The organism is Hyphomicrobium denitrificans 1NES1 (assembly GCF_000230975.2).
Classification (GTDB): Bacteria; Pseudomonadota; Alphaproteobacteria; order Rhizobiales; family Hyphomicrobiaceae; genus Hyphomicrobium_B; species Hyphomicrobium_B denitrificans_A.
Window position 1 is genome coordinate 2,323,314 of record NC_021172.1, and the last position, 17,931, is coordinate 2,341,244.

Consider the following 17,931-nt stretch of genomic DNA (forward strand, 5'->3'; position numbering starts at 1 on the left):
CTACGTCCTCGGCAGACGTAGCGCTCACTTTTCGCGCATGAAGCGCAGCGCTGCATTGGCATCTTTCCGTCGACGATCGGCGGCTAAAACGATCTTGGTGACGTCGCTTCTTTCATCGAACTCGCGTTTACCCGTCCGCCTCTTCTGTATGATGGCGAGTGCGGACACCGCGACGAATGCAAGGCCCGCAACGATCCAAACAGTCATCCTCAGCCTCCGGTTGATGGCAGAAAACGTGTCGACTCAAATGGCGTTCCGAGCCAGAGATTGCCGACGTCTTGGCTTGCCATCAAGCGTCTGTCGACCGGCGCCAATGTTGGATCGACACGAACGAGAAGTTAACATCGGACGATGTTTTTGCCTCGTCCGGCGCTTCGTTTTCGGTTGAGCGCCCGTTCACAAGGAATTTCCGGATGTCGCAAAAGACGCGCGCGACCGAAATGCTGGATATCAGCGCCGTCGCGTATTCATTGCATTCGTATGACTACAATCCGGGTGCCGACCGTATTGGCGTTCAGGCAGCGGTTGCGCTCGGTGTGCCGGCGGGTCAAGTCCTCAAGACACTCATGGTCGTGATCGACAACAAACCAGCGTGTGCTGTCGTGCCTTCCGATTGCGAGTTGTCGATGAAGAAACTGGCTGCGGCGCTCGGAGGCAAATCTGCGCAGATGATGAAGCCGGCCGACGCTGAGCGCATCACCGGCTTCAAAGTTGGTGGCATTAGTCCGTTCGGCCAAAAACGCGATGTGCCGACGGTGCTGGAAGAGCGGGCTCTTGTTCTGGAGTCCGTGTTCGTCAATGGCGGTCAGCGCGGACTCCAGATCAAGCTCGACCCGAAGCGGATCGTCCTCGTTCTTAATGCCAAGGTGGCCTCGCTGATCGCCTCGGCGTAAGGCCGAATACGATCAGCGCGATCGCATGCATCATCTTCGATACGTTCGCGTTATCCGCTGATCCGTGAAGCACACGGCCGCGCGATGACGACGCATTTCGCGGTCATTAACGCGTTCTTCGCGCAATCCCAGCGAAGGTTTGACGCGCGATCGAAGTTCGAGAAGACCCGGCCATATTGGTTTTCCGCGGCTGCTTCCCAGTTGTCCACTGCGGCCTGACGAGCCCGCGCACTGCCCTCACCGAACAATCCTTTGCCTGTCGCAACACCTTCGAGGGCTGGCTTGCACACTCCGCGCCTATTCCAGCGTGCATCGGCATCGGTCGTCTGTGCTGCCATGCCGAGACCGATAAGAAGTGCAACAAAAAGCTGTCGATACATGGAAGATACTCCCCCGTTTTACGCGTCCGGGGATAGCTCCATGCTCGGATTGCGGTGTCAATTTGAGAATGCGCACACGTGAAAGAATTTGGTGTATTGCGGCGAACAAGTCACCGCTGACTGGGCTGCTGCCGTAACGCGGAGCGGTAAAGCAGGCGGGTCCACGCGACGGATCCGCCGCAGAATGCCGACATCCAAAAGCGGTCGGTCGACTGATGCGTTCGGCGGTTATGCGGCCCGGGGCGGGTCGGTGTCATCGTCACCCGGCGTCGACCTTTTCAAAGCGGCATTTCGCCGATCGGCAAAAGCCAAGACGCGTGGCGTGTCCGCCGGCTGCTCAACGGTGATGACGGTAAGCTTATGCTGTTTACCATCACGCGCAGTCCATGTGATTGACTGCCCGGCTGCGAGACCAATGAGGGCCACGCCGATCGGTGTCAGGACGGAGATCCTATCCTGGGAAATATCCGCTTCACCTGGAAAGACCAATTTCACCCGTCGTTGCTGCGCAGAATCCGATCGAAATTCGACGATCGAGCCCATGCGCACGACGTTGGCGGGAACAGAGCCGGCATGGACGATCTCAGCTCTGCCCATCTCGCTTTCAAGCTCTTGGGCAACGTCGGGAAATCGATCGAACGCCCCCAATGCGAGATCGGTCAGACGCTTAAAGTCAATATCGCTCACGACAATGCGCGGCTTCGAAACGCTTTCATTCAATTGGACCATGTCTCTCTCCTGCGCTGACGTGCAGACAGCGCGAAACCGCACCGGACTGGTAACTCGATGTTTATTGTGGGACGCCTCTGCGAGGCTGCGCTCCGCGATGGCTAGGCACGTACCCCCCGGGCTCGGGGCGCGCAAGGCCGAGCACCAGGGGCTACGCTTCCGCGAGCCGATGAATCCGAAGAAATGTGGCGCGAACTTTAGACATGCCTATAAATTGGGCGCTCGCCAATTTTTGTCAAGTCGGACCACATCGGCACAGACCGCACCGTCGAGGCAAATATAAATGCTCTTAAGGTCACGGAGTTGCGGACGATCTCTTGGTCATGCAGTCACGCGTGATGAATCGCCGGATGCGGGTTGAGCGTTGTCCGAGGCTGGCCCGTACAAATTCCTCGCACGGCTGACTTTGCCAGACTTGTCTGGCAGGATCCGATCGACCAGCTCGACCTCAAGTTTGACCACGTCGGAAATGCCTTCGCGCGCAAGCGACTGGTTAATGTAGGAGCGCAATCGCTCGGCCGAGAGCTGCTTTCCGGGTTGTGCGGCCGCGCGCAAGACGAACGTGTTGATCTCCGTCTGGAGAATTTGGTGTTCGGCAAGATTCGTTTCGTTGTCGAGGGCCGCTAGAAAAACATAAATGGGCAAGTCGCGGCTTTGCCCGTCGACTTCGATCCAAAGCCGATCTTTCGCACGGCCCCCGACGAACTCAATCAGCGGCAGCAGATTGCCACATGCGCAAGGGCGCGCACTCATCGTTACCATGTCATCGATCTCATAGCGGATGATCGGCTGAATGAGATTGTAGAGATTGGTTAGAAGAACCTTGCTTCCCGGCGTGCCGTTCGGCACTGGCTGATTATTGGCGTCAACGATCTCCAGAATGGCGAGATCACTGTTGAGATGGCTCCCACGGCACATGGGACAACCGCAACTGAGAGCCATGCATTCGGCCATGCTGTAGCTGTTGGTGACGTGAACGCCAAAGGCACTTTCTATGCGCTCAGCGACGGCGGGAGGAAGCGGCTCGCTCATGCTGTTCATCTGCTCGAGCTTACCGCCTTCGCGAAGTTTCAGCCGCCCGGCTTCCTGCTCGCGCGCCAGATACTCCAGCGAACTCGTGTAGCCGGTAATGAACGACGGCTGAAAATCATTGAGCCGCTGCACGATCTCCTCTATCGGATCGAATACCGACATACGCTGCAGTTTTAGATACGGCCGCGCAACGCGCGGAAAATAATTGAAAAACGTACTGCTTGGATAGAAACCCGGGCGCTGCGTTATGATGACCATTCGCGCCGGATTAACGAGCCTCCCGAGGTGCGGCAGAAATTTGCGTTTGACTTTATTGCCGCGTGCGAACTGCGCGGCAAAGCTCGTGATGATGGCGTGCTTGTCCTGCACGACCAGAGCCGGCTGACCCTGGCTGCCAGACGTGTGGCAGAGCGCATATTTGCCTTTGTAATAAACACCGAGATTTGCGTGGTCGGAAATGAACGCCTCGATATCCGAACGTCGAAGCGTCCTGTCGGTGAAAACATTATCGAGATCTGCCATCATCTCGGGCTTGCTGAGCGTCGGCAGATCCTCGATCGCGCAGGTTTCGAGATCGATGCCCTGCAATCGGCGACGGTAGAAAGGAGAGTTGTCGCGCGCGTAGCGAAGAAGATGGCGGAACCGCTGCTCCCTGAGTTCCATCGTCCGGTCAACATCGCCGGCGCGAGGGGGTATGAGTTTGTGCAGCTTCGTGCTGAGTTCCAGCAACTCCGAGGCCGCAGCCAAAACGCCCATCAGGGAAGACCTCTCAAGATGAATTTATCGTAGGGATACTACGAGTCAGGTTCGTTGGTCTTGCGACGAACGCGCCGAGATTGACAGATAGCTATCGCAATTGCATGCGATTGCTCAAACGGAGTGAATTTGGAAACATTCTCGGGTTCTTGCTCGTCTACGTGCGAACACAATTGTCGAGGCGCAAGCCTCTGGCCAAGGGAAAGTTTTTTCGAAAAGCGCGGCCTTGCCACGCCAGGAAACAAAGAGATCTACCCAAGTGGTCTGGACTTGGAACGGGGAGTCGCACGCAGCAGTTGACCGGGCAAAGGAGATCCAGATGGCACATTCTCTTGCCCATGATGATGCTTTCGCGCCCACGGCGCAGGATCGTGCTGGCGGACGGCCTCGCGACGCGGACTTTCGGGAACATCTGAGCACTTATCGCGGCTTCGTGAAGGGCGTGATGCTTTTCGCCGGTCACGCACTGGCGATCCTTATCCTCCTTTACTACTTCCTGATGTGAGGCGTCGGCGTTTGAAGCTGCAAATTTCGGAACGCGTGACGCTAGAAGCGGAACCGGATCGGGACGACAAGCGTTAGCGACAACCGGGTCTGCGGCAATTTGAGTCTCATGATATGCACAAGTCTCTTGCAAAGCACCGCCTGCACCGGATCGACCCAAATGGGTCAGATGGCTACTTTCTGTTTATCGCACTGATATCGGCGTTCGTGCTTTCGACGCTGGCCATCATCGTCGGATTAGCATTTGCACTGATGGCCTGACGAGCCGGCGCGCAGAGGCGGCTAACCCATCAAGCAGAATGCGAAGGGTTGGATTTTTGTCTCAATAGAAGAATGGGTTTTGGAGCCAATGAAAACGTTGGTTCAGGAAGCGAAGATCTTTTCCGCAAGGAAGCACAGTCATCAGACGCGGAAGCACGATACCGCCCCTTACACCGCGCACCTCGATGGCGTCGTTGCCATTCTGACGCGTCACGGCGTTACGCACCCCATAATCTTAGCGGCTGCATATCTGCACGATACGGTCGAGAAAACTGACACGAGCGTCGGTGAGATTATCGATCTGTTCGGCACAGATGTTGCGCGGCTGGTCTACTGGCTGACGGATGATGACCGTGGCAATCGAAAAGTGCGCAAGCTGATGTCGGCCTGGCGTCTTTCGCGGGCTCCGTGGGAAGTCAAGCTTATCAAGCTTGCCGATCTTATCGATAACACCCAATACATCGTCGAACACGACGCCGGCTCCGCGCCCGCCTACATCCTCGAGAAAAAGCAGACAATGTGGATGATGGCCGATGAGGAAGGAGAACGGATCATGCGCCTTCCTCTTTTCCGAGAGGCGATGCGAAATGCCGCGCCGGGTGTCTCCGACGCAGAGCACAGGGTTGGATGAACGGTCCTTTTTGCCACGCCCCCACTTTATCCGTGTGCTGTGATTAGATGTTCGGCAGCCGGAGCTAATACGCCACTTTACGAAGGTTGATTTCCAATAGGCTGGCCGACTAACATCCACCGCTTTTCAACTCACACTGCACGCGCTTTGAGAAATGCAAAGACCTTCGCGAAAAAACCGGGTGCTGGCAAAGATCGCGGCGCACATAGCAACGGGGCTTATTCGGACGGTGAAGGCAACGTCCAGGACAGTCCACGAACCGCCCGATCTGATAGAGAGACTGCGCGCGCAGGCGCCCTTCATCATGGCCATGTGGCATGGTCAATTTATGATGCTCGCGGACCTCAACACGCGAGAATTCGATGTCTCTGCCATGGTTGCGCGTCATGGGGACGCTGAAGTCATGGCGCACGTTCTAGCGGAGTTCGGCATCTCTGCCATTCGTGGCGCAGGCGCCGGCCGAAGGAAGCGGAACCGCGGCGGCGTCTACGCGCTCAGGGCCGCTCATCATGCTCTCGAACGGGGAACGATCGTTGCGATGACCGCGGACGTTCCCTCGTCGAAACCACGCGTCGCCGGAGAAGGCATCGTCACTCTCGCCCGCCTCTCGGGGCGACCGATCATTCCTGTCGCGGCCGCAACGTCCCGCTATGCCGTGCTCAATACCTGGAGCAAGATGACAGTCAACCTGCCCTTCTCGACACTTGCAGTCGTTGCAGGCGATCCGATTTTCGTCTCATCCGACGCAGATGAAGCAGCCCTCGAAAACGCGCGCGCGAATGTCGAAAAATCGTTGAATACCGTCACCGCTCGCGCTTACGAATTGGCCAGGGAAGCCAAACTACGGCCCCAAAAAGCTCAACGCAGCGCCACTCCACAACGCTCCCGACAATAGCGCCGCCTCCCAGCCTCGCTCGCTACTCTGCCGCAACCGGGTAGGCTGCTTTCGCCTGCTCGATCTGGCGGAGTCGCGTTTCTTCTGCGCCGATGTAATTCCGCGTCCGTGGGACGGTGTCGAGCTTCCTTGCAAGCTGAATTTGAAACACCATAAGTCCGCCGTAACGGAAGCCGGCTTCGGCAGATGCTAAATAGAACTCCCACATGCGACAGAACCTGTCGTCAAGAACGGCTTCCGCCTCAGCACGATGGCTGAGGAAGCGGGTTCGCCACGCGGCGAGCGTGTCGGCATAGTGAAGCCTGAGGATCTCAATATCCGTAACAATCAGTCCCGACTTCTCGATCGAAGGCAGAACCTCCGCCAGCGAGGGCACATGGCTTCCCGGGAAAATGTATTTCTCAAACCACGGATTCGTCGGGCTCTTGCCATCAAGTCGACCGATGGAATGCAAAAGTGCGATTCCGTCATCCTTCAGACTACGCCGAACGACCCCGAAGAACGTGTCATAATCGCGGGCCCCAACGTGCTCGAACATGCCGACGGATACGACGCGATCAAACGAACGATCGAGCGCCCGGTAGTCCTGCAGGTGGAAGTGCACGTGATCTCCGAGCTTCCTTTCGCTCGCCCGGCGTTCGGAAACTTTGAGTTGTTCGGGTGAAAGCGTCAGACCGGTAACTTCCGCTCCGCAAACGTCCGATAAATAGAGCGCCAAGCCGCCCCATCCGCTGCCGATATCGAGAACGGATGCTCCATCCGGAACAAGAAGCTTCGCCGCGATGTGCCGTTTCTTTGCAAGCTGCGCCTCTTCGAGGGTCTCTTTCTGAGATTCGAAATATCCACACGAATACTGCCGGTCGGAGTCCAAGAAGAGTGAATAGATGCGGTCGTCGATGTCGTAGTGATGATGAACATTGTGCCGCGCAAGTCTTTCGGAATTGCGCTGCCGCCATCCGTCGAATGCAGTCCGCAAGGCATGACGAACTCGTCCGAGTTGCGGCGGCGATAAAGCGTCGAGATTGTGCCCAAGCAGCTCGAGGACGTCATAGATCGAGCCGCCCGACACACGCAGGCGCCCGTCCGTATAAAGCTCGCCGAAAGCCAACTCGGGATTCAAGAAGAGCTCTCGCCCAGCCCGCCTGTCCGCGAACATGATCGTAAGCGGAAGCCCAGTACCGTCGCCCGCTTCCAGACGTTCGCCGTTGGGCAACTCAAGGGCAAGCGACCCCTGTCGAATACAGCTATTGAGTAGGGATTGAAGCGCGAACTTCATGTTGACCGCCTCAGCACGTAATGCTGCGCTGCGTAACTAACTCCGCGCGGCGCCTTCGAGTTCCACGGCTGGCCGCAACGTCATAGGAACCTAGCGTCTGAGAGTTCGTTTTCCAAGGGCTATAGCCGGGCCAGGAGTGCCCCTTGGCGATGGTAAATCGATTATGACGACGACAAAGAAAAAGAAAGGGCACGGGCGCGCACAGGCCAGACGACAGTTTAGCAGCCGAAGCCGCACCAAGCGCTGGTCGGCGGAAGTCACTCGCACCAGCGACGCGCTAGATCTCGAATCGAGCGTATTCAAAAAACGTAGACCAGAAGACATTGCGAAGTCGCTGAAGCGCTCTGCCGAACGCAGCCGCAGACGCAAGGGCACGCCGTTCCAATCCGCAATGTCGATGCTGACATTCTACATCAACCGGGCCGGGAAGAATTTGTCTACGAGCCGCCGCCATACGCTTGATCGTGCGAAAGGAGAGCTGCGCAAAGCCTTCGGACGCTCGCCCTAGTTCGTGCAGGGGAGAAAACGCCGATACGTTGATGTAGCGAGTCAGGGCAATCCTGATTTCGGCAAGATATCCCGATGGCGGGCGCCTGCGCCGTGCGCCGTCTTTTCCCAATGGAAGGGCCTGAAAATCAAGTCGACGACCGCACAATAGGCTGCCCATGACATGGCCAGCCAATAGATGGGCAGCCATACAGCAGACCAAAGCCTGCGCACCGAGCCCAGCGCCGTGACGATAGTCAGCAGCCACGCTGCACCATATCCGATTGCGAGGTGCCCGCCGCAAACCCAACGAAGAAGCGAGTTCGCCGGCATCAACTCACCGCCCGTGAGGGCTGCGTCCGCAAGCAAAATATAGAACCAGGGATGCACGAGAAATGATAAAATCATGCCGCCAATCATCACCTGAAAGCCCATGAACTGCCAGGTTCCGAGGTCGCGCCAAAGCTTCCGAGGATGACGCATGTGGACCAGATAAGTTTGTATCCAGCCTTTGATCCATCGGGTGCGCTGTCCGCGCCACGTACGCCAGAATGCCGGTGCCTCCTCAAGCGTCGCCGATTGAATGACCGTGACGTCATACCCCAACCGCGCAATTCGAATACCGAGGTCTGCGTCCTCCGTCACGTTGAATGGGTCCCATCCACCGCACTTCAACAGCAGATCGCGCCGAAAGTGATTTGACGTGCCGCCGAGCGGGATCGGCAGCTTGAGATAGGCAAGCGCCGGCAGCAGCCCCCTGAACAGCGCCGCATATTCAAGGGCAAATTGCCGACTCAAGAACGATTGGTTTGCATTGTAGATCGCAAGTTGTGCCTGCACGCAGGCCAACCGCGGTCCACCTTCAATGAATGCGTCCGCCGCCCGTCGAAGCTGATCGCGGTCGGGTACGTCCTCGGCATCATAGACGGTCACGAGAATTCCCCGGGCATCCTGCAATGCGTAGTTCAGCGCACGGGGCTTCGTCCTCGGCTGACCGGCGGGAACTGTCAAGATACGCATGTTCCGAGCAAGGCCCGCCCTGAGCAAGGCATGCCGCGTCGGTTGGTCTTGTTCCTCGGTTATGAACAGGATTTCAAGGCGGTCCGGGGGATAATCGAGCCACCGCATAGCCGCGACCAAATCCGGTATGACCGCCACCTCCTGGTAAACTGGAATCAGCACGGAGAATGTTGGAAGCCGAGTATCGAAGCGGCGATCGCCGACGGGCGCACGCCTGAATTTGGGTTGCCGCTTGAGCACGTGCCAAACGGCCACCAATCGTACGATAGCGATCAGCAGAAACGGCAGAGCCAGCGTCAGCGACCACAGGATGAAACCCGACTCATCGAGCAATATGAGCGCAGCCGTGAAAATCGCAGGCACGCCCAGCATGACCGTCTGCTGCCAGACCGGAAACGGGGTTGCTGCCGAAAAATCCGGCGCGCGGCGGCGGAGATCATTCACTGCGCGATCGAGCCGCTCAATCGCGCGTAAGAAGGGTTCCCAAGGGACCGAAGGGCGCGACTCGGCGTGAGACGGCTTATGCCGTCGCCTTGGACGCGGCGTCTCGTTTCGGCGCGCGGACATGAATGCCCCCATGCCGGTTCTGAACTCTACATTCTTCCGGCCGGGAGTGGAGTATATGCTCTAGTTTAGAACCAGCAACAAGACTATGACTTCGCATCTCATTTTCGTCGCGAGCGAAATCATATACTGCTGTGCAAATGAAAATCGGATCGCATGCATATCGACTGCTTGCCGTGCTGCTAGCGATAGCGCTTGCAGACTTTAGTAGCTTAGCGCTCGCACAGAATGCAAAAACACTCCCATCGCTTGCCGATACACAAACCACTCCTCAGAAGACCGACACCACCCCACGTCGCGTCGTCATTCGTTTTCTCACGGACAGCGATTTTCCGCCCTTCGACTTCTACGACGAGGATGGCGTGCTCGTCGGCTTCAACATCGATCTCGCGCGCGCGATCTGTCTCGAACTCAACACGTCGTGCGATATCAAGGCGCGGCCGTGGGATGAGCTTTTCGGGGGGCTGAAGAACGGCGAGGCCGACGCTGTTATCGCGGCGCACCGGGTAACGGCGGGCGCGCTGAAAGACGTCGACTTCACGGACCGGTATTTCCATACACCAGGCCGGTTTGCGGGGCGCAAGGATTCGCCCAAGGTCGAGATGACACCCAGCGGGCTCGACGGCCAGCGCATCGCAGTGGCCCAGGGTACGGCGCACGAAGCCTTCCTCAAGACGTTCTTTCGCGACAGTCCTCTGGTCGTTTTCGAAAATGCCGATCTTGCACGCGAAGCGCTTGCGGCGGGCAAAGCCGACTTTCTCTTCGACGATGGCATATCGCTCGCGTTCTGGCTGAACGGCACGCTCTCGCGGCAGTGCTGCGAGATGCGTGGCGGCCCTTATCTCGAACCGAAGTTCTTCGGCGACGGCATAGCTATTGCCGTTCCGAAGAACGATCCCCAAATCAGGCTTCTGCTGAATAAAGGTCTCGACCGGGTACGCGCTTCCGGCCGCTTCGAGGAGCTTGTGCAGCGCTACTTTCCGGTCAGAATCTATTGATATTAAGCGTTGCATGACGCTGGTACCGGAAAAGCAACCTAAATACGATGATCCGCCTCAATCGTAGCTGCCGGCAAGCTAGTATGGTGGACGATGGTCCGTAGCTTCGTCGCCGCACTCACAGGTCTTGGCTTCCTCGCAACGCTGCTGGCGCTGCCGCCGGAGCTTGCCGATGCGCGATCCTATCGAAGCCACGTGATTGCAAAACAGAAGACATATTGGGCGCGATATAAAGCAAGACATCGGGCTGCCACGAGAGGCCGTCGCAAGGCGCACCTGGGCGTACAATCACAGGCTGCCGTGACCCCCGGTGCGCCGCTACCGCCGAAACGACCTCTGAAACTTCTGACACGCGCCGAAATTCTCGCCTCCGATCCGGCGCGCCTCGAACGTCTGGGACGGCGCATCATCGTCGGGTTCGAGCGCTTCGATGAAGTGAGGCCGCTCGTCGAGAAGCGGGCCATCGCTGGTGTCTTCATCACCGATCATAACGTCCGCGGCCGCAGGGCCGATGACGTCGCGAAGGACATTCGGAGCCTTCAGGACATTCGTAAAGCGCAGGGTCTTCCTCGCTTGTTCGTCGCCGCCGATCAGGAGGGCGGATATGTCTCTCGGCTGTCACCGCCGCTCAAACAGCAACCGTCCCTCGGCACGCTTGTGGCTAAACTAAAAACCGACGCCGAACGGGAAAAATCAGTCCGCGACTATGCCGAGGTACAGGCGCACGAACTCGAGCGTCTCGGCATCACAATGAATTTCGGGCCGGTTGTTGATCTGCGGCTAGGCTCGCCGCGTCGTGACGATGGCGAAACTCAGCTCTACTGGCGCGCCATCGACAGCGATCCCTATCTCGTTGCCCAGGTCGCGGGCTGGTATTGCGACACGCTGACGAAATTCAACATCATCTGCACGCTCAAGCATTTTCCCGGCCTCGGACGCGTCGCGCGCGACACCCACGTGGTTACGGGGGACGTATCGGCAAGCACCGCGCAGCTTGAACTCAGCGACTGGGTTCCATTCCGCCGCTTGATGGGAAAGCCCGGCATAGCGACGATGGTTGGCCATGTCCGCGTCACCGCCGCCGATAAAGTGACGCCCGCTTCCTACTCCGACACAGTCATCAATTCATTCATCAGGGCCCGCACGGACGGCGATGTCCTGTTGATCACCGACGACCTCGGAATGGGCGCCGTGACACGCTCGAAGGACGGCCTCGGCGGCGTCGCGGTCAAGGCCATCAACGCCGGCGTCGATCTCGTGCTTCTCTCCGACGCCGCCAAATACTACGACACGGTGATGTCGGCATTGATAGAAGCCGATGCCAGCAATGAAATCGATCAGGCGCGTCAGATCGAGGCACGCGAGCGGCTTTCGAAGTACGTCTTCGTGGATGATTCTGAGCCTCCGTATGCTCCACCGCAGCAGGCGCAAAAGGAGCCTCAGCACGCGCCGCCGGAAAATTAATCGGCGGCGGTCGTTTGCGCCCCTGTTCCCTAGGGAACAGCCCCTAGTCCTCAACACTGCCAATTTTACCGCTTGCACGGGCTCCGATACGTGCACGCCGAGGACCCGACCATGCTCGACTTCGCCCACGGATTTCTGATGCGCAGCGCCGTGATGGTGCCCGCGCTGATGATCGTCAGCATCGGCGCCTGGTCCGCCCTGCGTAAACTACAAATGATGCGGCTCGACGAGCCGTTCGATGCAGCCGACATGCGCACTTGGCCGCTCGCCTACGCAATGGCCGATGCGGCTATTTTCGGTCTGGTGTTTTCGGCAATCGTCTCGGCTCTGGGCGACGGGCAGCTTACGGCGGCGGTGGGTGGCGGCGGCGCTGCCCTCGTCGCGATCGGTGCAGTTCCGCTTCTCATTGCGAAATGGAGAAGATGAAACGGCCGGCCTGCGGGCCGAGCCGGACGTCATACCCTATCAAAACGATGCAATCGGCTCGTTGCGATTCTGACCGCCCGCGATACGCGACGTCCGACAAAAATCCGACAGAACGAACGACTTCAATCAGATACGGCGTAAGGACACCGACTGAATGGCCCATTTGGAGAAATGAAGCCAGATGACCAGGTTCCTATCGCGGCGTCAGGCACTGAGAAGCATCCTCGCCGCGCCTGCCTCGGCCATTCTGGCGGAGAGGGCGCACGCCGCTGAGGTGACGCCGGCCGCCGCCGATCAACCGCCCGGCCAGTGCCGCCTGCTGCCCCAGGCCGTGGAAGGTCCGTACTACTTTGACCCGAAGCTCGTCCGTTCCGATATCGCGGAAGGCCGGCCCGGAATTCGATTGCGGCTCGAACTGCGTATCATCGAAAGTGGCACGTGCGCGCCGATCCCTAACGCGCGTGTCGACGTTTGGCACGCCGACGCGCAAGGCATCTATTCCGGTTACTCCGGCCAAGGCCCCAACTATGACACATCCACGAAAGGCGAGAGCTTCCTGCGCGGTACGCAGATGACCGACGAAGATGGCCGCGTCAAATTCAAGTCGATCTATCCGGGATGGTATCCGGGGCGCACGCCGCATATTCACGTCAAAGTCTTCATCGGCGAAACACGGGTCGCGACGGCCCAGGTCTATTTTCCGGATGAATTCAGCGCCCGCATCTACACGACGTACGAGCCTTACAATCTGCGGTCCATCTCCGACACGACCAACGACGAGGACAGCATTTTCCGCGATGGCGAGCGCGATGGGGGCGGCACCGTTCTCGCGGTGAACCAGGACGGCGACACGGTTTCCGCGGGGCTGCTCATCGGCGTCGACCAGACCGGCGAGGCCGCGAACTACGCCGAACGCGGATTTCTCCGGCGCATGCTCGGTCTTTGAACGACGCCCCGCGAGAGGCAGCACGGCTAACCACGCTTGACTCGCGATTGTCCGCATGGCGATTGATTGGGGGAATTAGATTCGGATCGCGGCTCGGAGACATAAGGCGATGGATACGAAATCACTCATCATCGGCGTGCTCTTGGTCACCGTCGGCGTGCTGAGCTACCTCCTCTACGACGCCAACCAAACCAAAGTAAAAGTCGACCTGCCCGGGATTAAGATCGAGGGGCGGTGAAGCCGCAAGCTAAATCGGCCCAAATTATCTATCCCTAGATTAGCGCTTGTAGACTTCGAACTGCCTCCGCAATTGATCGACAGACGTTGTCATGATTTCCCAGAATATCTCGCAACCCCTCGCTGTTGGGTGCGACTGAGATTTCATCAAATGTCTCAGCGCCAATACCTTGAAGTCCTGCTCGAACGCGCACTGTCTTGGGCATAACCGCGATATATTTGTACGCTTCTATCGTTGGCTTCAACGCGCTCGCACCCAACAATCCTAGAGTGTCAAGGTTTGCGTTAAACAGTTTTGAAGTTTCTGCCTTTTCGATCGAATGGCCGCCGTTGCGATTTGAGCGACTTAAGTTTCTGAGAACCTCTAGCCGATTTCCGATCACATTTGCCACACCTTCAAGTTCTGTAGACAATGCAATCGCAAGCTGACTCCTGCGCTTCTTTTGCTCCTCGGCAGCCTTAATTCTTTCATGCCGAGCGGTGAAAAAATACGTCAAGAATGCCCCCAAAGCGCCGACTAGAAACGGACTTACTGTCTGAAATAGCGTAACGCTATTGGCGGACGAATTCGCTATTGGTTGAGCAGCACCAATCCCCAAGGAGGGTTCCTCAATAAAAAGACCAACCAGAATGAGACAAAAAAATAATGATCTATGCATTTCCTCTCAGCCCCCGCACTTCCTCCCTCACCATCACATCCGCAATAATCCGATCCAGCAGCAGGCACGTCCGCTTCCATAAATCGGAACCCTTGCGATAATCCGCGGCAGCGTAGAAATCACAGCGGCCCGCCTTGAAAAGCTCGACGCATTTCGCGTCGCTCTCGTCCGGCCCGTGCACGGCAATCGCCTGCCCGCCGTTCTTTTTCAGAAGCGCCATTGACGGCACGTCCGTGTCGCCGTCGCCGAAATAGATGAAATTCGAAAACGGGATCGGCCTGAGCGCCTCGGACATGTGCGCGTTGATGCTCTGGCTCAGATCCTCGAGCCCCTTGTTGATGCGGAACAGGAACTGCGTCTTGCCGGTGTCGGAGATGACGCGCTTCGGAAACGGCAGGTCGTAGGCGTCGAACCAGTATTCGCTTGCGAACACGTTGGCGAAGTGCGGATAGATCTTCGTACCCTCGATGATCTCGGTCAGCCCCGACGAGATCAGGTAATGCTTGACCGTAATGCCGCTGTCGCCCGCGCGTTTCTTCACGTAGGCATGCATCGCATCGAACCAAGCCGTCACGCCCGGATAAAGATCCACCTGCTTGCCTTGCGCGACGAGATCGGCGCGGTCGATGCGAACGCCCTTCTCCTTCGCCTTCTTGTAGAGCAGGTGCATGTAGGTGATCAGCGCATCGGCACGCTCGGCCTTCGAGACGCGCGAGCACTCGTCCCAGAACGCTTTCGGATCGATGCCGAGCTTCGGCAGGAACGCATATTCCTGCATCGGCTTCGGCGACAGCGTGCCGTCGAAGTCATAAACGAGGGCTATGATTTTTTTGTCGGGCGAAGGGTCTTTCTTTGGCGCTGGCGACTCGCGTTCCGCGAGCCGGCCGCCAGCGCCGGACTTGTTGCGAACGCCTCGCGATTTAAAACGGCTTTCTTGCTCGACCATCGGCCGCCTCTCTCCGCCTACGACTTGTAGAGGGGAAAGAAGCGTGATTCGGGTGGCGTTAGTAAGCCGCGCGGCTCAGCTTTCCGACCGACCGGCGCAGATTTTCCCGTACGCCGGAAGCGTCAGTGCTTGCACCCCGGTCCATGGACATGGCCCGGCTCACCATGCGCGGCGCCATGATCGTGGTCATGGTCATGCCCGCAGCCGCACGAGTCTCCGTGTTCGTGGTGGTGATGGTGGTGGCTGTGATCATGGCCGCAGCCGCATGAGTCGCCATGTTCGTGGTGGTGATGGTGGTGGCTGTGATCATGGCCGCAGCCGCATGAGTCGCCATGTTCGTGGTGGTGGTGCGCTTCGGGATCGACGAGCGCTGCGCCAAGTTTACGCTCGATTGCAATCGCCATTTCGCGCGGACTGTCCTTATCCTCGATCAGCAGACCCATCACTTCCGCACCAAGGCGCATGTCGCCGACCGCGCCAAGATAGTGCCGCCTGAGACGACCCTGGCGGTCGAAGATCAGCAGCGCGGGCGTACCCTGCAGCTCGTAGGCCGTCATCGTTTCGGGCAGCTCCTCGCCATTCGGTTTGTCGAGCGCCACAGGAATCGTGATCCCGTTTTCCTTGAGATAGGCCTCAACTTTCTCCGGCGTCTGCTCAGCGAATTTCTCGAACGGCATGTGCAGGGCGAAGACGGCGACCTCGTCCTCCTCGAACGCACGGCGCAACCGCATCGCCTGCGGCAATCCGAACGTTTGTGAGCCCGGGCATTGAAGTTGCCAGATCGCGATTACCACGACCTTGCCCTTCTCGGCTTTCAGAGTGCGCTTCTTGTCGGAATTGAGCCAGCGCTGCGCGATGATCTCAGGCGGGTGTTCGGGATTGAACATCGAATGATCCTTGAATGGCTTTGACGATACATAGCATCCCGAAGGTCACCCTTCAGCCATGCCTTCAGTCACAGTTTCCGGATTTTTGAGGACCTGCAGGCTCCGCGTTGGCCCGGCACGCAAACTTCGCCGGGATTTTGCAAGGCTGACCGACATCCATATCGTAGATGCGGAAATGCACCGGGCATCCGCGCATGACGTTGTAGGCTGAAACGCAGCCGCTCGGCGTCGGTAACGAGGGCCGCGAACTGGCCGTCAGCGCCATGTTCATCCGATTGATCCAGCGGTCTTCGACGATCAGCAGATTCGCACCATTGGCCCCGACCTCGTTTGCGATGGTTTCCGGAACCTGCCGGTCCGGCGAGACCCCAAGGAGGAAACGGCTCGACGGCTCGCGAAAGCCGACAAGATCGACCGTGTTTGCCGGGCAGCCCGCAATGGCGCGCTTGATCTCAGTCGATGGCCAAATCTTGTCGATCGACGGCAGCACTAAGCCGAGCAGCGTCATCGCGAACAGAGCCAACGCCGCGACTCCGATCGTGGCCCAGCCGCGTAGCAACCCTTCGTGCACGAGACGCCCGCTCCAGACGAACAGTGACGCGATGATCGCGATCAGGACGGCGGGCACGACACCCGGAAGCTCGTGCGCAAAACCGTAGACCGCCGCGAATACCGCGAGAGGTATCGCCGCGAGCGCTGTGGGCCATACGAATATGCCCCCTTCCGGCCGCTTACCGCCGCCCGTCTCACTGACAACGACCGACGCAACCGCAAGCGCCAATGCCGGAAACATCGTCTGCACCATGTAGGTGCCAGGCTTCGACGACAAGGCTTCGAGATAGACGAGATATCCAATCACCCAAGCGAGCAGAAAGCGTGGCAATCTCTGGTCGCGTGTGGCCCAAAAGCGTTTGAATGCCGTGCCGAGCAGCGCTATGCCCGGAAGAAATCCGAGCAGCAGCGCCAGAACAAACGTTCCCGGAAACGCGCGCAGCTTCATGTCCTGCGCGCCACCGAGCGCCGCCAGGAATTCGCGCCAATTCATTCCCGCGAACGGCGTGCCATCCTGATGCGCGCGCACGAGCAGCCACGGAGCGGCGATCGCGAGCGCTACCGGAATCCCGACAAGCGGCCGCAGACGTTTCAGCCATGAAAAATCACGATCGAACGCATAAAGCGCGATCAGCGTCGCGAAAACGAGAATGGGCACAAGCAGCGCATTGATGAGCATCCCGGAGCCGACGGCCGCCCAGAAAAGCAGCGCCAACACCGTCTCGCCACGTTTCGAGAATCGCCGCGGATGTCGGACAAGCGCGTCCGAGGGTGTCAGGGGCCCGGCCGTCGTATAGAACCAGGCCAGCGTCAGCATCGCGACCGTGGCGGGAAATAGGGACAATCCCTCCGCGATTGCAAGTTGCGATACGAGCACTGTCAGAGGCGCCACCGCAAACAATGCAGCAGCGATCAACGCCGCCTCCGCACCGACGATGGCACTTCCGAGCCAGAACAGCGCCAACACCGCCAACGTCACAAAAATCAGGGAGGGTACGCGATAGACTCGGATGTCGCGGGCATGCGCTTCTCCCGCAAGCGACCGGCTCAGTCCTTGTGCCCAGAACGTGCCGATCGGACGATATTGATGCACGACTGTGCCGAAGCGCGGATCGGTCCAGTCACCCTGCGCAACCATATTGCGCGTCGTCTCGGCATAGATGGCTTCGGTACGATCGACGGCCGGAAGGCGAACAAAACCCGGCAAGTAAACGGCGAGACACAACAGTAGGAGCGCCATCGATGCTGCTTGCGGCCGCGACGCGAGCGCGGCCCATCCCTCCGTTAACGAGCGGCGACGCTCCACCACAATCTTCTCCCAAATCTTGACAGGCTTTTCGATCCGGGGTGTTTGCGCATCCTGAACCGAAAAACGCAAGAGGCGCATCT

General features: G+C 58.5%; 21 protein-coding genes. 11 read left to right on the forward strand and 10 right to left on the reverse strand.

The window, feature by feature from the left end:
* Positions 1–24: 24 nt before the first annotated feature.
* Positions 25–207, reverse strand: a complete 183-nt coding sequence (locus HYPDE_RS11130; RefSeq protein WP_015598560.1) for a hypothetical protein — start codon at positions 205–207, stop codon at positions 25–27.
* Positions 208–413: 206 nt separating this feature from the next.
* Between HYPDE_RS11130 and ybaK the strand changes: the two genes are divergently transcribed.
* Positions 414–893, forward strand: coding sequence for a Cys-tRNA(Pro) deacylase (gene ybaK / locus HYPDE_RS11135; RefSeq protein ID WP_015598561.1), 480 nt, complete (start codon positions 414–416; stop codon positions 891–893).
* Positions 894–943: 50 nt separating this feature from the next.
* Here the strand turns inward: ybaK and HYPDE_RS11140 are convergent, their stop codons facing one another.
* The 3 genes from HYPDE_RS11140 to HYPDE_RS11150 form a co-directional block, all read right to left on the reverse strand.
* Positions 944–1,273 carry a hypothetical protein gene (locus HYPDE_RS11140; RefSeq protein WP_015598562.1) on the reverse strand — a complete coding sequence of 110 codons (330 nt, stop codon included), beginning with the start codon at positions 1,271–1,273 and terminating at the stop codon, positions 944–946.
* A gap of 228 nt (positions 1,274–1,501) precedes the next feature.
* Positions 1,502–2,002, reverse strand: a complete 501-nt coding sequence (rnk, locus tag HYPDE_RS11145; RefSeq protein ID WP_015598563.1) for a nucleoside diphosphate kinase regulator — start codon at positions 2,000–2,002, stop codon at positions 1,502–1,504.
* 321 nt (positions 2,003–2,323) lie between these two features.
* Positions 2,324–3,790, reverse strand: a complete 1,467-nt coding sequence (locus tag HYPDE_RS11150) for a phenylacetate--CoA ligase family protein (protein WP_015598564.1) — start codon at positions 3,788–3,790, stop codon at positions 2,324–2,326.
* Positions 3,791–4,109: 319 nt separating this feature from the next.
* On the opposite strand from HYPDE_RS11150, the gene HYPDE_RS11155 reads away from it, so the two are divergent.
* The 4 genes from HYPDE_RS11155 to HYPDE_RS11165 all read left to right on the forward strand — a co-directional run bounded on the left by HYPDE_RS11155 (position 4,110) and on the right by HYPDE_RS11165 (position 6,081).
* A complete protein-coding gene (locus tag HYPDE_RS11155; protein WP_144061249.1) occupies positions 4,110–4,295 on the forward strand; it encodes an aa3-type cytochrome c oxidase subunit IV in 186 nt (61 codons plus the stop codon).
* 113 nt (positions 4,296–4,408) lie between these two features.
* Positions 4,409–4,555, forward strand: a complete 147-nt coding sequence (locus HYPDE_RS19365; protein ID WP_015598566.1) for a hypothetical protein — start codon at positions 4,409–4,411, stop codon at positions 4,553–4,555.
* A gap of 88 nt (positions 4,556–4,643) precedes the next feature.
* Complete coding sequence (locus HYPDE_RS11160; RefSeq protein ID WP_015598567.1) at positions 4,644–5,186, forward strand: HD domain-containing protein; 543 nt, start codon at positions 4,644–4,646, stop codon at positions 5,184–5,186.
* A gap of 181 nt (positions 5,187–5,367) precedes the next feature.
* On the forward strand, positions 5,368–6,081 hold the full coding sequence (locus tag HYPDE_RS11165) for a lysophospholipid acyltransferase family protein (RefSeq protein WP_015598568.1): 714 nt from the start codon (positions 5,368–5,370) through the stop codon (positions 6,079–6,081).
* 22 nt (positions 6,082–6,103) lie between these two features.
* Here the strand turns inward: HYPDE_RS11165 and HYPDE_RS11170 are convergent, their stop codons facing one another.
* Positions 6,104–7,357 carry an SAM-dependent methyltransferase gene (locus tag HYPDE_RS11170; RefSeq protein ID WP_015598569.1) on the reverse strand — a complete coding sequence of 418 codons (1,254 nt, stop codon included), beginning with the start codon at positions 7,355–7,357 and terminating at the stop codon, positions 6,104–6,106.
* Positions 7,358–7,520: 163 nt separating this feature from the next.
* On the opposite strand from HYPDE_RS11170, the gene HYPDE_RS11175 reads away from it, so the two are divergent.
* Positions 7,521–7,865 carry a DUF3175 domain-containing protein gene (locus tag HYPDE_RS11175; RefSeq protein ID WP_015598570.1) on the forward strand — a complete coding sequence of 115 codons (345 nt, stop codon included), beginning with the start codon at positions 7,521–7,523 and terminating at the stop codon, positions 7,863–7,865.
* Positions 7,866–7,906: 41 nt separating this feature from the next.
* Here the strand turns inward: HYPDE_RS11175 and HYPDE_RS11180 are convergent, their stop codons facing one another.
* A complete protein-coding gene (locus HYPDE_RS11180) occupies positions 7,907–9,430 on the reverse strand; it encodes a glycosyltransferase (RefSeq protein ID WP_144061250.1) in 1,524 nt (507 codons plus the stop codon).
* A 137-nt stretch (positions 9,431–9,567) separates the two neighbouring features.
* Here HYPDE_RS11180 and HYPDE_RS11185 point away from each other — a divergent pair, with 137 nt between their 5' ends.
* From HYPDE_RS11185 to HYPDE_RS19705, 5 genes are all read left to right on the forward strand, one after another.
* Positions 9,568–10,425 carry a transporter substrate-binding domain-containing protein gene (locus HYPDE_RS11185; protein ID WP_015598572.1) on the forward strand — a complete coding sequence of 286 codons (858 nt, stop codon included), beginning with the start codon at positions 9,568–9,570 and terminating at the stop codon, positions 10,423–10,425.
* Positions 10,426–10,518: 93 nt separating this feature from the next.
* Entirely contained in the window at positions 10,519–11,889 is a 1,371-nt protein-coding gene (locus HYPDE_RS11190; RefSeq protein ID WP_015598573.1) for a glycoside hydrolase family 3 N-terminal domain-containing protein, read from the forward strand.
* Positions 11,890–12,000: 111 nt separating this feature from the next.
* Positions 12,001–12,315: a hypothetical protein gene (locus tag HYPDE_RS11195; RefSeq protein WP_041321176.1), complete on the forward strand. Its 315-nt coding sequence runs from the start codon at positions 12,001–12,003 to the stop codon at positions 12,313–12,315.
* A 181-nt stretch (positions 12,316–12,496) separates the two neighbouring features.
* Complete coding sequence (locus HYPDE_RS11205; protein WP_015598576.1) at positions 12,497–13,261, forward strand: intradiol ring-cleavage dioxygenase; 765 nt, start codon at positions 12,497–12,499, stop codon at positions 13,259–13,261.
* A gap of 109 nt (positions 13,262–13,370) precedes the next feature.
* On the forward strand, positions 13,371–13,499 hold the full coding sequence (locus tag HYPDE_RS19705; protein ID WP_015598577.1) for a hypothetical protein: 129 nt from the start codon (positions 13,371–13,373) through the stop codon (positions 13,497–13,499).
* 34 nt (positions 13,500–13,533) lie between these two features.
* On the opposite strand, the gene HYPDE_RS11210 is transcribed toward HYPDE_RS19705, so the two are convergent.
* The 4 genes from HYPDE_RS11210 to HYPDE_RS11225 form a co-directional block, all read right to left on the reverse strand.
* Positions 13,534–14,157, reverse strand: a complete 624-nt coding sequence (locus HYPDE_RS11210) for a hypothetical protein (RefSeq protein WP_015598578.1) — start codon at positions 14,155–14,157, stop codon at positions 13,534–13,536.
* A complete protein-coding gene (locus tag HYPDE_RS11215) occupies positions 14,150–15,103 on the reverse strand; it encodes an HAD family hydrolase (RefSeq protein ID WP_015598579.1) in 954 nt (317 codons plus the stop codon). The genes HYPDE_RS11210 and HYPDE_RS11215 overlap by 8 nt, the downstream gene beginning before the upstream one ends.
* A gap of 122 nt (positions 15,104–15,225) precedes the next feature.
* Entirely contained in the window at positions 15,226–15,990 is a 765-nt protein-coding gene (locus HYPDE_RS11220; RefSeq protein ID WP_015598580.1) for a TlpA disulfide reductase family protein, read from the reverse strand.
* A gap of 64 nt (positions 15,991–16,054) precedes the next feature.
* The gene (locus HYPDE_RS11225; protein WP_015598581.1) at positions 16,055–17,929 is read right to left on the reverse strand and encodes an ArnT family glycosyltransferase; all 1,875 of its coding nucleotides are present in this window, start codon (positions 17,927–17,929) and stop codon (positions 16,055–16,057) included.
* Positions 17,930–17,931 lie beyond the last annotated feature (2 nt).

Bases quoted from the DNA above. Each gene is read 5' to 3' on its own strand.
- HYPDE_RS11220 (WP_015598580.1), bottom strand. From the start codon at position 15,990: ATGTTCAATCCCGAACACCCGCCTGAGATCATCGCGCAGCGCTGGCTC.
- HYPDE_RS11155 (WP_144061249.1), top strand. From the start codon at position 4,110: ATGGCACATTCTCTTGCCCATGATGATGCTTTCGCGCCCACGGCGCAG.
- ybaK (WP_015598561.1), top strand. From the start codon at position 414: ATGTCGCAAAAGACGCGCGCGACCGAAATGCTGGATATCAGCGCCGTC.
- HYPDE_RS11190 (WP_015598573.1), top strand. From the start codon at position 10,519: ATGGTCCGTAGCTTCGTCGCCGCACTCACAGGTCTTGGCTTCCTCGCA.
- HYPDE_RS11160 (WP_015598567.1), top strand. From the start codon at position 4,644: ATGAAAACGTTGGTTCAGGAAGCGAAGATCTTTTCCGCAAGGAAGCAC.
- HYPDE_RS11185 (WP_015598572.1), top strand. From the start codon at position 9,568: ATGAAAATCGGATCGCATGCATATCGACTGCTTGCCGTGCTGCTAGCG.
- HYPDE_RS11195 (WP_041321176.1), top strand. From the start codon at position 12,001: ATGCTCGACTTCGCCCACGGATTTCTGATGCGCAGCGCCGTGATGGTG.
- HYPDE_RS11170 (WP_015598569.1), bottom strand. From the start codon at position 7,357: ATGAAGTTCGCGCTTCAATCCCTACTCAATAGCTGTATTCGACAGGGG.
- HYPDE_RS11130 (WP_015598560.1), bottom strand. From the start codon at position 207: ATGACTGTTTGGATCGTTGCGGGCCTTGCATTCGTCGCGGTGTCCGCA.
- HYPDE_RS19705 (WP_015598577.1), top strand. From the start codon at position 13,371: ATGGATACGAAATCACTCATCATCGGCGTGCTCTTGGTCACCGTCGGC.
- HYPDE_RS11225 (WP_015598581.1), bottom strand. From the start codon at position 17,929: ATGCGCCTCTTGCGTTTTTCGGTTCAGGATGCGCAAACACCCCGGATC.
- HYPDE_RS11150 (WP_015598564.1), bottom strand. From the start codon at position 3,790: ATGGGCGTTTTGGCTGCGGCCTCGGAGTTGCTGGAACTCAGCACGAAG.
- HYPDE_RS11175 (WP_015598570.1), top strand. From the start codon at position 7,521: ATGACGACGACAAAGAAAAAGAAAGGGCACGGGCGCGCACAGGCCAGA.
- HYPDE_RS11215 (WP_015598579.1), bottom strand. From the start codon at position 15,103: ATGGTCGAGCAAGAAAGCCGTTTTAAATCGCGAGGCGTTCGCAACAAG.
- HYPDE_RS11205 (WP_015598576.1), top strand. From the start codon at position 12,497: ATGACCAGGTTCCTATCGCGGCGTCAGGCACTGAGAAGCATCCTCGCC.
- HYPDE_RS19365 (WP_015598566.1), top strand. From the start codon at position 4,409: ATGCACAAGTCTCTTGCAAAGCACCGCCTGCACCGGATCGACCCAAAT.
- HYPDE_RS11180 (WP_144061250.1), bottom strand. From the start codon at position 9,430: ATGTCCGCGCGCCGAAACGAGACGCCGCGTCCAAGGCGACGGCATAAG.
- rnk (WP_015598563.1), bottom strand. From the start codon at position 2,002: ATGGTCCAATTGAATGAAAGCGTTTCGAAGCCGCGCATTGTCGTGAGC.
- HYPDE_RS11140 (WP_015598562.1), bottom strand. From the start codon at position 1,273: ATGTATCGACAGCTTTTTGTTGCACTTCTTATCGGTCTCGGCATGGCA.
- HYPDE_RS11210 (WP_015598578.1), bottom strand. From the start codon at position 14,157: ATGCATAGATCATTATTTTTTTGTCTCATTCTGGTTGGTCTTTTTATT.